Genomic DNA, 12,232 nt, shown 5'->3' with positions numbered 1-12,232 from the left:
TCTTCCTCGTCGCGGTCGAGCGCAGCCTATGACTGCGAAGCTTGGACGTTGTTTAACCCTAACTGAAATATTTGTCTTTGTGGGCTATGGTGAACTACCGCTGTCGTTCGTCCATAGATGGCGGTCAATGTATGAATCACAGGAGAAGTGAATGAACAGCCTATTTTCGCGTGCTGCCGTCGCCGGTCTGCTCATGGGGGCCTCGGTATTGGCCAGCGCCGCGGACGCCCTGAAGAGCCAGGAGCCGCCCAAGGATGCCAAGGTCGTCATCGTTTCCCCCGCCGATGGCGCCACGGTCGACAAGACCTTCACGGTCAAGTTCGGCATCGAGGGCATGGAGCTCAAGCCCGCCGGCGATCAGACCCCGCATACCGGCCACCATCACCTGCTGGTGGATGTGGACAAAGAACCGGTGGCCGACATGCCACTGCCCGCCAGCCTGATGCCGGAGAGCGGCACCCCATTGCCAGCCGGTCCGCAGGTCCTGCACTTCGGCAAGGCACAGACCGAGGCGACTATCACCCTCACGCCAGGCAAGCACACCCTGCAACTGGTGCTGGGCGATCAGTACCACGTGCCGTTCAAACCGAGCGTCGAGTCGAAGAAGATCACCGTCGAGGTGAAATAGTCCCAGGCGCATGAACGAAGAAGGGAGGCCACTAGGGCCTCCCTTCTTCATGCCGCGATCAAGCTCAGAACAGTACGCGCGAGCGGATGGTGCCCTTGACGTGCTGCAGCTTCTCTTGCGCCAGGTCCGAATACTCGGCGTCGACGTCGATCACCACGTAGCCGACTTTCTCGTTGGTCTGCAGGAACTGACCGGAGATGTTGATGCCGTTCTCGGCGAAGACCTGGTTGATCTCGCTGAGCACGCCCGGAATGTTCTCGTGGATGTGCAGCAGGCGGTGCTTGCCAGGGTGTGCTGGCAGAGCCACTTCAGGGAAGTTGACCGACGACACCGAGGTACCGTTGTCGCTGTACTTGACCAGTTTTTCAGCCACTTCCAGGCCGATGTTGGCCTGGGCCTCGGCGGTGGAGCCGCCGATGTGTGGGGTCAGGATCACGTTATCCAGGCCACGTAGCGGGCTTTCGAACTCTTCGTCGTTCGAGCGCGGCTCGACCGGGAAGACGTCGATGGCAGCGCCGATCAGGTGCTTGTCCTTGATGGCTGCCGCCAGGTGATCGAGTTCGACCACGGTACCGCGGGCGGCGTTGATCAGGATCGCGCCCTTCTTCATGGCGCGGATTTCCTTCTCGCCGATCATCCACTGGGTGGATGGCAGCTCAGGTACGTGCAGCGAGACGATGTCGGCCAGGCCCAGCAGCTCGTTGAGGCTGGTGACCTGTACGGCGTTGCCCAGCGGCAGCTTGGTCAGCGGGTCGTAGAAGTACACCTGCATGCCCAGGTTTTCGGCCAGGACCGACAGCTGGGTACCGATCGAGCCGTAGCCGACGATGCCCAGCTTCTTGCCACGGATCTCGAAGGAGTTGGCCGCGCTCTTGATCCAGCCACCGCGGTGGCAGGAGGCGTTTTTCTCGGGGATACCGCGCAGCAGCAGGATGGCCTCGGCCAGCACCAGTTCGGCCACCGAGCGAGTGTTCGAGTAGGGAGCGTTGAACACGGCGATGCCGCGCTCGCGGGCCGCTTCCAGGTCGACCTGGTTGGTGCCGATGCAGAAGCAACCGACGGCGACCAGTTTCTTCGCACAATCGAAGATCTCTTCGGTCAGCTGGGTGCGCGAGCGGATACCGATGAAGTGGGCATCGGCGATCTTTTCCTTGAGCTCGGCTTCGGGCAACGAACCAGTGAGGTACTCGATGTTGGTGTACCCGGCGGCCTTGAGGGTATCCACTGCGTTCTGGTGGACACCTTCAAGAAGAAGGAACCTGATCTTGCTCTTGTCGAGAGAAGTCTTGCTCATCTGCGTAAACCTGTATCCCGGAGAAAAAATGGCGAGGGGTGAAACGGCGTCGGCCTTAGCACGAACAGCGGGAGCGCTATGCTAGCATACGCGACACAATCTGAGCTTATCCCGACAGGTGAAGTGTGCTCAGGGTGACTATGAATAAGTCGAGAGTTCCCGCGATGACCCACCCTGCGGTAATTGACGAGCTGATGACCCTTGTAGACCCTGGCAAGGTCCTGACCGACGCCGCGTCCCTGGAGGCCTACGGCAAGGATTGGACCAAGCACTTTCCGCCAGCGCCGTCGGCCATCGTCCTGCCGCGCAGCATCGAACAGGTGCAGGCGATTGTCGCCTGGGCCAATCGCCATCAAGTGGCCCTGGTGCCCTCGGGGGGGCGTACCGGCCTCTCGGCTGGCGCCGTAGCGGCCAATGGCGAGGTGGTGGTGGCCTTCGACCTGATGAACCGCATCCTCGACTTCGATGCCTTCGACCGCACCGTGGTCTGCCAGCCGGGCGTCGTCACCCGCCAGTTGCAGGCATTCGCCGAAGAGCAGGGCCTGTATTACCCGGTTGACTTCGCCTCGAGTGGTTCCAGCCAGATCGGCGGTAACATCGGCACCAATGCCGGCGGGATCAAGGTGATCCGCTATGGCATGACCCGTAATTGGGTAGCCGGCCTGAAGGTGGTCACCGGCAAGGGCGAGTTGCTGGAATTGAACAAGGACCTGATCAAGAACGCCACTGGCTATGACCTGCGCCAGCTGTTTATCGGCGCCGAAGGCACCCTGGGCTTCGTCGTCGAAGCGACCATGCGCCTGGATCGGGCCCCGCGCAACCTGACTGCGATGGTCCTCGGTACGCCGGATTTCGACTCGATCATGCCGGTGCTGCACGCGTTTCAGGGGCGTCTGGACCTGACCGCTTTCGAGTTCTTTTCCGACAAGGGGCTGGCCAAGATCATGGCGCGCGGCGATGTGCCCGCGCCGTTCGCAACCGATTGCCCGTTCTATGCCCTGCTCGAGTTCGAGGCCAGCAACGAAGATGTGGCGAATCAGGCCCTGGCCACTTTCGAGCACTGCGTCGAGCAAGGTTGGGTACTCGATGGGGTGATGAGCCAGAGCGAGACCCAACTGAGGAACCTGTGGAAGCTGCGCGAGTATCTGTCCGAGACCATCTCCCACTGGACCCCGTACAAGAACGACATCTCTGTCACCGTTTCCAAGGTGCCGGCGTTCCTGCGCGACATCGACGCCATCGTCAGCGAGCATTACCCGGACTACGAAGTGGTCTGGTACGGCCATATCGGTGACGGCAACCTGCACCTGAACATCCTCAAGCCCGAGCACATGAGCAAGGACGCGTTCTTTGCCTCCTGCACCAAGGTCAACAAGTGGGTGTTCGAGATCGTCGAGCGCTACAACGGCTCCATTTCTGCCGAGCACGGCGTGGGCATGACCAAGCGCGACTACCTGCACTACAGCCGTTCGGCCGAGGAAATCGCCTGCATGAAGGCAATAAAGGCCGTGTTCGACCCTAACGGCATCATGAATACGGGTAAGATCTTCGCTCCCGTATAAAAGCAGTAGCAAAGGAGTCGGCCATGAGTTACCAGCACCAGTACGTAGACGGCACGCGCATCCACTTTCCGCTGGGCAAGGTGGTGTGCATCGGCCGCAACTATGCCGAGCATGCCAAGGAGCTGAACAACCCCATCCCCAGCGAGCCGCTGCTGTTTATCAAACCCGGCAGTTGCGTGGTGCCGCTGGAAGGCGGATTCAAGATCCCGACCGACCGTGGGTCGGTACACTACGAGGCGGAAATCGCCGTGCTGCTGGGCAAGCCGCTGTCTTCCAAGGCCACCGAGGAAGAAGTGCTGGACGCCATTTCCGGCTATGCCCCGGCCCTGGACCTGACCCTGCGCGACCTGCAGTCCAAGCTCAAGGAAAAGGGCCTGCCGTGGGAGCTGGCCAAGAGCTTCGACGGTGCCTGCGTACTGCCGCCATTCGTCAGCGCCGCGAGCTTCGAAGATGTCACCGACATTCCGGTGCGCCTGACCATCAACGGTGAGGTTCGCCAGGATGGCAACAGCGCCATGATGCTCAACCCCATCGTGCCGATCATCCAGTACATGGCTGCGCACTTCTCGCTGCAGGCCGGCGATGTGATCCTCACCGGCACCCCGGCCGGTGTCGGTGCATTCAACGTCGGCGACAAGCTGGTGCTGGAGTTGCCAGGGGTTTCGCGCTTCGAAAGCCAGGTGCTCTGAAGCGTTACCTTTTCGAGAGTGTTCTTGCCGTGGCTCCGGCAAGGGCGCTCGCGACCAAAAGCCCATTGCTGATGTTTGCGTTTTTTTCACAACCTATCCGGATAATGCGCGGATCTACGCACATTTCTCCAGGAACTCCGCATGCCCACACCCTCCAGCGCTCAGCCAACCCCCAAGCGCCGTTTCTTTCTGCGTTGGCCGTTTGCCCTGGTGGTCTTGGCTGTCATCGCCTACGGCGTGGCAGCCGCGATGCACTGGGACGACCGTGGCGTGTTGTGGATCAAGGAGGGTTTCGAGAGCAAGGTCGAACAGCGCGAAAGCGTCTGGTTGCCGGCCTATCGTGTGGATATCGACGGCAAGGCCTTCGGCGATGAAGACGATGAGGCCTCTGACCTGGCCTTCAATCCCAAGACCCGCACGCTGTTTGCCGTGATGGGCAAGAACCCGTTCCTGATCGAGCTCAGCCTTGAAGGCGATGTGCTGCGCAAGATGCCCCTTCAGGGTTGGGAAAACCCCGAGGGGGTGGCGGTGCTGGAGAACGGGCAGTTGGCCATTGTCGATGAGCGGCGCCACGACCTGACCCTGGTCCAGATCGACGCCAGCACCACTGCGTTGAACCGCACTGACTTCCAGAGCTATGACCTGGGCAAGTCGGTCAAGAGCAACAAAGGCTTCGAGGCCGTAGCCTGGGATGCCGTGCGCAAGCGTCTGGTGATCGGCGAGGAGCGACCGCCGCGCCTGTTCACCTGGAACACCGATGGCCGCAGCGCGCTTGCTGGCGATAAAAAGCCCCTGGCCAACGACGAGCTCGACCTGCGCAACCTTTCGGCGTTGAACGTCGACCCCCGCACCGGCCACCTGCTGCTGCTGTCGGCCGACTCGAACATGCTGCTGGAGCTGGACGAGCAAGGCCAGCAGGTCAGTTTCATGACCCTTCTCGGTGGCTTCAACGGCTTGGCCGATACCGTTCCGCGCGCCGAAGGCGTGGCCCTGGATGACCAGGGCAACCTGTACATGGTCAGCGAACCCAATCTGTTCTATCGGTTCAAGAAAACCCAATAGGCCCTTCGGATTTTTCCGACGCGGTTATTAAGATTGTTTTCAGTTGCGCATGGTTGAATGGGCCTTCCCTACGTTGAGCCTTCTACCATGCGTCGTCCCGTTCGTTTGTTGTTCGTTTCTGGCCTGGCCGTGCTGCTGTTGCTCGGCGGTGTGGTCGCCCAGGAGTTTCGCCTGTTCGAACGGGGCTGGTTCAACCTCAAGACCTGGTGGCAGCCTGCGGAGCAGGGCATCAGGCTGGACCGCTACCAGGTGGTGGTCGAGGCACGCCCCATCGAGGGGCTGGACGCCGACATTTCGGCGCTCACCTATGACCCCGACCGAAAGACGCTTTTCACCGTCACCAACAAGCGGCCCGAGCTGATCGAGTTATCACTCGATGGGCACATTCTGCGACGTGTGCCGCTGATCGGTTTCGGTGACCCCGAGGCAGTGGAATACGTTGGTACCGACAGCTACGTGATCACCGACGAGCGCCAGCAGCGATTGATCCGGGTGCGGTTGGAGGAAGACACCGGATATCTCGATGCCGCTGACGGCGAGCAATTGACCTTGGGCATCGGCCTCAATGGCAACAAGGGTTTCGAGGGCCTGGCCTACGACTCGCAGGGCAAGCGCCTGTTCGTGGCCAAGGAGCGTGATCCGATGCTGATCTACGAAGTGCATGGTTTCCCCCACGACAATCCCGAACAGCCCTACGCGGTGCATGTGGTGCAGGACCGCAAGCGTGATGCGCGGCTGTTCGTGCGGGACCTGTCGAGCCTGCAGTTCGACGAGCGCAGTGGTCACCTGGTGGCGCTATCGGATGAGTCTCGGTTGGTCCTGGAGCTGGATGTGAAAGGCAGGCCCTTGAGCACCCTGTCGCTGCGCAAGGGGTCTCAGGGCTTGAAGCGGACGGTGCCGCAGGCGGAAGGGATCGCGATGGACGAGGCGGGGACCATCTATCTGGTCAGTGAGCCAAACCTTTTCTATGTCTTCAGGTTGCCGGCCGATTGATGGGTCGTGGGCGTCTTCTTCGCGGGGCAAGCCCGCTCCCACAGAAACCCGCTGCCGGAGTACCTGTGGGAGCGGGCTTGTCCCGCGAAGGGCATCACTCGGCCTTGAGGCTCTTGACGCCTTCGGCAGTGCCCAGCAACAGCAGGTCAGCCGGCCGCGCGGCGAACAGGCCGTTGGTGACCACACCGACGATGGCGTTGATCTGTGCCTCGAGCTCCACCGGGTTGGTGATTTGCAGGTTGTGCACGTCGAGGATGACGTTGCCGTTGTCGGTCACCACGCCTTCGCGGTAGACCGGGTCGCCGCCCAGCTTGACCAGCTGGCGCGCCACATGGCTGCGGGCCATCGGAATCACCTCGACCGGCAGGGGGAAGGCGCCCAGAACCGGGACCAGCTTGCTGCCGTCGGCGATGCAGATGAAGGTCTTGGCCACGGCCGCGACAATCTTCTCGCGGGTCAGCGCCGCGCCACCGCCTTTGATCAGGTTCAGATGGGCGTCGCTCTCGTCGGCGCCGTCGACGTAGAACTCCAGTTCGCTCACGCTGTTCAGCTCATAGACCGGGATGCCATGGCCCTTCAGGCGCGCAGCGGTGGCTTCGGAGCTGGCGACCGCGCCGTCGAAGGCGGTCTTGTGCTGGGCCAGGGCGTCGATGAAGAAGTTGGCGGTCGAACCGGTGCCGACGCCTACGACGCTCTTTTCATCCAGCTTGGGCAGAATGAAGTCGACAGCGGCCTGGGCGACGGCCTGTTTGAGTTGGTCCTGGGTCATGCGGGCTCCGAAAGGGGCGGGGGAGGTTTTCGAGGGGGCTAGTATAACGGCTCGCGCGGCTTTGCTGTGGTCGCCCGACGTAGCGCTGGGGTAGACTCCCAGGCCTTGTCCCGCGGCCCAGTGATGCTTTCCCGATGCTCGAACAGTACGTCAAGAAGATCCTCACCTCGCGCGTTTACGACGTCGCGGTAGAAACCCCGTTGCACAGCGCCGGGCAACTGAGCAAGCGGCTGGGCAACCAGGTGCTGCTCAAGCGCGAGGACCTGCAGCCGGTGTTCTCGTTCAAGATCCGCGGCGCGTACAACAAGCTCGCTCAGTTGAGCCCCGAGGAGCTGGCCCGTGGCGTGGTCACGGCGTCCGCTGGTAACCATGCCCAAGGCGTGGCCTTGGCAGCTCGTGAGATGGGAATCAAGGCCACCATCGTGATGCCCAGGACCACCCCTGAGATCAAGGTCGAGGGTGTGCGTTCGCGGGGTGGTAGGGTGGTGCTGCATGGTGATTCGTTCCCAGAGGCACTGGCCTATTCGCTGAAACTTGTGGACGAAAAAGGCTACGTCTACATCCACCCCTACGACGATCCGCATACCATCGCCGGGCAAGGCACGGTGGCCATGGAAATCCTTCGCCAGCACCCCGGGCAGCTGGACGCGATTTTCGTGCCGGTCGGCGGTGGTGGCCTGATTGCCGGTATTGCGGCGTACGTGAAGTACCTGCGCCCCGAAGTGAAGGTGATCGGCGTCGAGCCGGACGATTCCAACTGCCTGCAGGCAGCGATGGCCGCCGGCGAGCGGGTGATCCTGCCGCAGGTCGGGCTGTTCGCCGATGGGGTGGCGGTGGCGCAGATCGGCCAGCACACCTTCGACATCTGCCGTCGCTACGTGGACGAGGTGATCACCGTCAGTACTGATGAGATCTGTGCGGCAATCAAGGATATCTACGACGATACCCGCTCGATCACCGAACCTGCCGGCGCGTTGGGGGTTGCGGGCATCAAGAAGTACGTCGAGCTCAAAGGCGTCAGCGGACAGACCCTGGTCGCCATCGATTCGGGCGCCAACGTGAACTTCGATCGCCTGCGCCATGTGGCAGAGCGTGCCGAACTGGGCGAAAAGCGCGAAGCGATCATCGCCGTGACCATTCCCGAACGCCCGGGCAGCTTCAAAGCATTCTGCGAGGCCATCGGCAAGCGACAGATCACTGAGTTCAACTACCGCAAGCACACCTCCGACGAGGCGCACATCTTCGTCGGCGTGCAGACCCATCCGGAGAACGACCCGCGTGCGGCTCTGGTCCAGCAATTGATCGACCAAGGCTTCCCGGTCACCGACCTGACCGACAACGAACTGGCCAAGCTGCACATCCGCCACATGGTCGGCGGTCATTCGGCCGGGGCCAGCGATGAGATCGTACTGCGCTTCGAGTTCCCCGAGCGGCCTGGTGCGCTGTTCAACTTCCTGGCCAAGCTGGGCGGGCGCTGGAACATCTCGATGTTCCACTACCGTAACCACGGCGCCGCCGACGGGCGTGTGGTGGCTGGCCTGCAAGTGCCGGAGGACGAGCGCCACCTGGTGCCCGCAGCCCTGGCCAAGATCGGCTACCCCTACTGGGACGAGACGGAAAACCCGGCTTACCGGCTGTTCCTGGGTTAAGCGGCTAAGCTTGGCCTGACGATCGCCTGTACAAGGACATGCTGACATGGAACACCTGACGACCCTGAAAGCCTTGCACATCGCCGCCACCGCAGTCTTGCTGCTGGGCGCGCTGGGGCTGGTGGTGTGGACCGTGCTCGCCCGCCGCCGGGGCGACGCCGAGGCTTATGCCAAACTGCTGCGCAGGCCGCTGGTGTTCGTCTGGCTGGTGATGGGGCTGTGCCTGCTGAGCATGCCGTTCAGCGGCTGGTGGCTGGTGCATCTGGTCGGTTGGCCGCTGGGGCAGACCTGGGTGCTGGCTTCCAGTGTCATCTATACCGTTGGCGCGCTTGCCGTGTGGTGGCTGCTGGTGCGCTTGAACCGGCTGCGCAAGGCCGAGGTGGTGGGATTGCGTTTCACCTTGGCATTGGCGGTATTCAGCGGGGTGTGTTTCCTGTCCATTGCCGGGTTGATGGGCGCCAAGCCGGTCTAACGGATCGTTGCTGTGCATAAGCTTGGCCGGCGCGTTGCTGCGCTCGCAGGCTTTGTGGAACAATGCGGTGACATGCGTTTGCGAGGTTGCTGCCGTGATCGACCCGGATGGTTTTCGCCCCAATGTAGGGATCATTCTCACGAATGATGCCGGGCAGGTGCTATGGGCTCGACGGATCAACCAGGATGCCTGGCAATTCCCTCAGGGTGGCATAAACCCTGACGAGACGCCGGAAGATGCCCTGTACCGTGAGCTGAACGAAGAAGTCGGCCTTGAACGCGACGATGTGGAAATTCTTGCCTGCACCCGAGGCTGGTTGCGTTATCGTTTACCCCAGCGCCTGGTGCGTACCCACAGCCAACCGCTGTGCATCGGGCAGAAGCAGAAGTGGTTCCTGTTGCGCCTGGTGAGCAACGAGCAGCGGGTGCGGATGGACCTGACCGGCAAGCCCGAGTTCGACGGCTGGCGCTGGGTCAGTTATTGGTACCCGCTGGGCCAGGTGGTGACATTCAAGCGTGAAGTCTACCGCCGTGCCTTGAAAGAGCTTGCACCGCGTCTGCTGACGCGCGACTGACGACGGAGTTCGACCCCGAGCCATGCTCAATACGCTGCGCAAGATCGTCCAGGAAGTGAACTCCGCCAAAGATCTCAAGACGGCGTTGGGGATCATCGTCTTGCGTGTGAAAGAGGCCATGGGCAGCCAGGTCTGCTCGGTCTATCTGCTCGATCCGGAGTCCAACCGCTTCGTGCTGATGGCCACCGAAGGCCTGAACAAGCGTTCCATCGGCAAGGTCAGCATGGCCCCCAACGAAGGCCTGGTCGGCCTGGTCGGCACCCGGGAAGAGCCGCTGAACCTGGAAAACGCCGCGGCCCACCCGCGTTACCGCTACTTCGCCGAAACCGGTGAAGAACGCTTCGCCTCCTTCCTCGGGGCACCGATCATCCACCACCGACGAGTGGTCGGAGTTCTGGTCATCCAGCAGAAAGAGCGCCGCCAGTTCGACGAAGGCGAGGAAGCCTTCCTCGTCACAATGAGCGCTCAGCTCGCCGGGGTCATCGCCCACGCCGAGGCCACCGGTTCCATCCGTGGTCTGGGGCGCCAGGGCAAGGGTATCCAGGAAGCGCGTTTCGTCGGTGTACCGGGATCGCCCGGTGCCGCAGTGGGTCGCGCGGTGGTCATGCTGCCGCCGGCTGACCTTGAAGTGGTACCGGACAAGACCGTCGAAGACATCGACGCCGAACTTGCACTGTTCCAGAACGCCCTCGAAGGCGTGCGTGCCGACATGCGCAAACTGTCGGCCAAGCTCGCCACCCAGTTGCGACCCGAAGAGCGTGCGCTGTTCGACGTGTACCTGATGATGCTCGAGGACGCCGCCCTCGGCGGAGAGGTGACCGAGGTCATCAAGACCGGCCAGTGGGCCCAGGGCGCCCTGCGCCAGGTGGTCGGCGAGCACGTCAACCGCTTCGAGCTGATGGACGACGACTACCTGCGCGAGCGTGCCTCCGACGTCAAGGACCTCGGTCGGCGCCTGCTCGCCTACCTGCAGGAAGCCCGTTCGCAGTCGCTGGTGTACGCCGACAACACCATTCTGGTCAGCGAGGAGCTGACCCCGGCCATGCTCGGCGAAGTGCCCGAGGGCAAACTTGCCGGCCTGGTGTCGGTATTGGGGTCGGGCAACTCCCACGTTGCCATTCTCGCCCGGGCCATGGGTATTCCCACGGTGATGGGCCTGGTCGACCTGCCGTATTCCAAGGTCGACGGCATCGAGCTGATCGTCGATGGTTACAAGGGCGAGGTCTTCACCAACCCCAGCGAGGTGCTGCGCAAACAGTACAGCGATGTGGTCGAGGAAGAGCGCCAGCTGGCCCAGGGTCTGGATGCATTGCGCGAGCTGCCCTGCGTGACGCCCGATGGCCAGCGCATGCCGCTGTGGGTCAACACCGGCCTGCTGGCCGACGTCGCCCGCGCCCAGCAGCGTGGCGCCGAAGGGGTGGGTCTGTACCGCACCGAAGTGCCGTTCATGATCAACCAGCGCTTCCCCAGCGAGAAGGAACAGCTGGCGATCTACCGCGAACAGCTGGCAGCGTTCCACCCGTTGCCGGTGACCATGCGCACCCTCGACATCGGCGGTGACAAGGCGCTGTCATATTTCCCGATCAAGGAAGACAATCCGTTCCTGGGCTGGCGCGGCATTCGCGTCACCCTCGACCACCCGGAAATCTTCCTGGTGCAGACCCGCGCCATGCTCAAGGCCAGCGAGGGCCTGAACAACCTGCGCATCCTGTTGCCGATGATCTCCGGCATCCACGAGCTCGAGGAAGCGCTGCACCTGATTCACCGTGCCTGGGGCGAGGTGCGGGACGAAGGGACCGATGTACCGATGCCTCCGGTGGGGGTGATGGTGGAGATCCCGGCGGCCGTTTATCAGACCAAGGAACTCGCCCGTCAGGTGGACTTCCTCTCGGTCGGATCCAACGACCTGACCCAATACCTGCTGGCCGTCGATCGCAACAACCCGCGGGTCGCCGACCTTTACGACTACCTGCATCCGGCCGTCCTGCAAGCGCTCTACACCGTGGTGCGCGATGCCCACGGCGAAGGCAAGCCGGTGAGTATCTGCGGCGAGATGGCTGGTGATCCGGCGGCGGCGATCCTGTTGATGGCGATGGGTTTCGACAGCCTGTCGATGAACGCCACCAACCTGCCGAAGGTGAAATGGATGCTGCGCCAGATCAACATGAGCAAGGCCAAGGAGCTGCTGGCCGAGGCCATGAGCCATGACAACCCGCAGGTTATCCACAGCTCCCTGCAGCTGGCATTGAAGAATCTCGGCCTGGCACGAATGATAGGGCCGGGGGCCGACAAGCCGCTCTGAGGTCTGCGCCGGCCCTTTCGCGGGACAGGCCCGCTCCCACAGGCACCGCACTGTTCTCAAGGGCAGCGCGGCACCTGTGGGAGATTCTATGGTTTTCAGCAAGCCAATTTCCCGCCTTTGGTGACGCTTTCGCGGGATAAGCCCGGTCCCATAGGCACCGTACTGTTCTCAAGGGCAGCGCGGCACCTGTGGGAGATTCTATGGTTTTCAGCAAGCCAATTTCCCGCCTTTGGTGACG

11 protein-coding genes are annotated in these 12,232 nt (G+C 62.3%); 9 read left to right on the top strand and 2 right to left on the bottom strand.

Going from position 1 to position 12,232, the window contains the following annotated elements; all coding sequences use genetic code 11:
- Window positions 1–151: 151 nt before the first annotated feature.
- A complete protein-coding gene (locus tag KY379_RS09960; protein ID WP_261239130.1) occupies window positions 152–628 on the top strand; it encodes a DUF4399 domain-containing protein in 477 nt (158 codons plus the stop codon).
- Between the two features lie 64 nt (window positions 629–692).
- Here the strand turns inward: KY379_RS09960 and serA are convergent, their stop codons facing one another.
- Complete coding sequence (gene serA, locus KY379_RS09955) at window positions 693–1,922, bottom strand: phosphoglycerate dehydrogenase (protein ID WP_133325198.1); 1,230 nt, start codon at window positions 1,920–1,922, stop codon at window positions 693–695.
- A gap of 164 nt (window positions 1,923–2,086) precedes the next feature.
- Between serA and KY379_RS09950 the strand changes: the two genes are divergently transcribed.
- The 4 genes from KY379_RS09950 to KY379_RS09935 all read left to right on the top strand — a co-directional run bounded on the left by KY379_RS09950 (window position 2,087) and on the right by KY379_RS09935 (window position 6,228).
- Window positions 2,087–3,484: an FAD-binding oxidoreductase gene (locus KY379_RS09950; protein WP_261239129.1), complete on the top strand. Its 1,398-nt coding sequence runs from the start codon at window positions 2,087–2,089 to the stop codon at window positions 3,482–3,484.
- A 23-nt stretch (window positions 3,485–3,507) separates the two neighbouring features.
- Window positions 3,508–4,173: a fumarylacetoacetate hydrolase family protein gene (locus KY379_RS09945; RefSeq protein WP_133325194.1), complete on the top strand. Its 666-nt coding sequence runs from the start codon at window positions 3,508–3,510 to the stop codon at window positions 4,171–4,173.
- Window positions 4,174–4,314: 141 nt separating this feature from the next.
- On the top strand, window positions 4,315–5,235 hold the full coding sequence (locus KY379_RS09940; RefSeq protein ID WP_261239127.1) for an SdiA-regulated domain-containing protein: 921 nt from the start codon (window positions 4,315–4,317) through the stop codon (window positions 5,233–5,235).
- Between the two features lie 87 nt (window positions 5,236–5,322).
- Window positions 5,323–6,228 (top strand): SdiA-regulated domain-containing protein, encoded by a 906-nt coding sequence (locus tag KY379_RS09935; RefSeq protein WP_261239126.1) that lies wholly within the window; start codon window positions 5,323–5,325, stop codon window positions 6,226–6,228.
- 94 nt (window positions 6,229–6,322) lie between these two features.
- On the opposite strand, the gene rpiA is transcribed toward KY379_RS09935, so the two are convergent.
- Complete coding sequence (gene rpiA / locus KY379_RS09930; RefSeq protein ID WP_133325188.1) at window positions 6,323–6,997, bottom strand: ribose-5-phosphate isomerase RpiA; 675 nt, start codon at window positions 6,995–6,997, stop codon at window positions 6,323–6,325.
- Window positions 6,998–7,131: 134 nt separating this feature from the next.
- Here rpiA and ilvA point away from each other — a divergent pair, with 134 nt between their 5' ends.
- The 4 genes from ilvA (at window position 7,132) to ptsP (ending at window position 11,994) form a co-directional block, all read left to right on the top strand.
- Complete coding sequence (gene ilvA, locus KY379_RS09925; protein WP_261239125.1) at window positions 7,132–8,646, top strand: threonine ammonia-lyase, biosynthetic; 1,515 nt, start codon at window positions 7,132–7,134, stop codon at window positions 8,644–8,646.
- 46 nt (window positions 8,647–8,692) lie between these two features.
- Complete coding sequence (locus KY379_RS09920) at window positions 8,693–9,118, top strand: DUF2269 family protein (protein ID WP_133325184.1); 426 nt, start codon at window positions 8,693–8,695, stop codon at window positions 9,116–9,118.
- A 94-nt stretch (window positions 9,119–9,212) separates the two neighbouring features.
- The gene (locus tag KY379_RS09915) at window positions 9,213–9,692 is read left to right on the top strand and encodes an RNA pyrophosphohydrolase (RefSeq protein ID WP_003249017.1); all 480 of its coding nucleotides are present in this window, start codon (window positions 9,213–9,215) and stop codon (window positions 9,690–9,692) included.
- A gap of 22 nt (window positions 9,693–9,714) precedes the next feature.
- The gene (gene ptsP / locus KY379_RS09910; protein ID WP_133325182.1) at window positions 9,715–11,994 is read left to right on the top strand and encodes a phosphoenolpyruvate--protein phosphotransferase; all 2,280 of its coding nucleotides are present in this window, start codon (window positions 9,715–9,717) and stop codon (window positions 11,992–11,994) included.
- Window positions 11,995–12,232 lie beyond the last annotated feature (238 nt).

Source organism: Pseudomonas sp. HD6422 (genome assembly GCF_025377065.1).
GTDB classification, from domain to species: Bacteria; Pseudomonadota; Gammaproteobacteria; order Pseudomonadales; family Pseudomonadaceae; genus Aquipseudomonas; species Aquipseudomonas putida_U.
The sequence above is the reverse complement of the archived record's forward strand: the minus strand, read 5'-3'. Positions and strand labels throughout refer to the sequence as shown.